Origin of the sequence: Aquibacillus sediminis (genome assembly GCF_005870085.1) — a bacterium.
Lineage (GTDB): Bacteria > Bacillota > Bacilli > Bacillales > Amphibacillaceae > Aquibacillus_E > Aquibacillus_E sediminis.
On sequence record NZ_SZNM01000064.1, the window covers coordinates 1 to 1,337 of the forward strand.

The 1,337-nt window shown below is 50.3% G+C and carries 1 rRNA gene; it reads left to right on the forward strand.

Features of this window, described 5'->3' with window-relative positions:
- Window positions 1–1,337: ribosomal RNA gene (locus tag FCI53_RS21155) — 23S ribosomal RNA — on the forward strand; the annotation flags it as partial.

Sequence of the window (1,337 nt, forward strand, 5' to 3'; positions counted from 1 at the left end):
ATTTCCGAATGGGGAAACCCACTGCTCGTAATGGAGTAGGACTCCTTACTGAATACATAGGTAAGGAGAGGCAGACCCGGGGAACTGAAACATCTCAGTACCCGGAGGAAGAGAAAGCAAATGCGATTTCCTGAGTAGCGGCGAGCGAAACGGAATTAGCCCAAACCAGAAAGCTTGCTTTCTGGGGTTGTAGGACACTCCATTGGAGTTACAAAGAAACGCTTTAAATGAATCGATCTGGAATGATCAGCCATAGAAGGTAACAGCCCTGTAATTGAAAGAGTGTTTCCTCCGGAGTGGATCCTGAGTACGGCGGAACACGAGGAATTCCGTCGGAATCTGGGAGGACCATCTCCCAAGGCTAAATACTCCCTAGTGACCGATAGTGAACCAGTACCGTGAGGGAAAGGTGAAAAGCACCCCGGAAGGGGAGTGAAAGAGAACCTGAAACCGTGTGCCTACAAGTAGTCGAAGCACATTTATGTGTGACGGCGTACCTTTTGTAGAATGGACCGGCGAGTTATGATCTCCTGCAAGGTTAAGCCGTATAGGCGGAGCCGCAGCGAAAGCGAGTCTGAACAGGGCGAATAAGTAGTAGGTCATAGACCCGAAACCGTGTGATCTACCCATGTCCAGGGTGAAGGTCAGGTAACACTGACTGGAGGCCCGAACCCACGTGCGTTGAAAAGTACGGGGATGAGGTGTGGGTAGGGGTGAAATGCCAATCGAACACGGAGATAGCTGGTTCTCTCCGAAATAGCTTTAGGGCTAGCCTCAAGAAGTGAGTACTGGAGGTAGAGCACTGATTGGACTAGGGGCCCTCATCGGGTTACCGAATTCAGTCAAACTCCGAATGCCAGATACTTCATCTTGGGAGTCAGACTATGGGTGATAAGGTTCATAGTCGAAAGGGAAACAGCCCAGACCGCCAGCTAAGGTCCCAAAGTATACGTTAAGTGGAAAAGGATGTGGAGTTGCTTAGACAACCAGGATGTTGGCTTAGAAGCAGCCATCATTTAAAGAGTGCGTAATAGCTCACTGGTCGAGTGACTCTGCGCCGAAAATATACCGGGGCTAAACGTATCACCGAAGCTGCGGATTGTTCTTCGAACAATGGTAGGAGAGCGTTCTAAGTGCTGCGAAGTCAGACCGTGAGGACTGGTGGAGCGCTTAGAAGTGAGAATGCCGGTATGAGTAGCGAAATAGAAGTGAGAATCTTCTACACCGAATGCCTAAGGTTTCCTGAGGAAGGCTCGTCCGCTCAGGGTTAGTCGGGACCTAAGCCGAGGCCGAAAGGCGTAGGCGATGGACAACAGGTTGATATTCCTGTACCACCT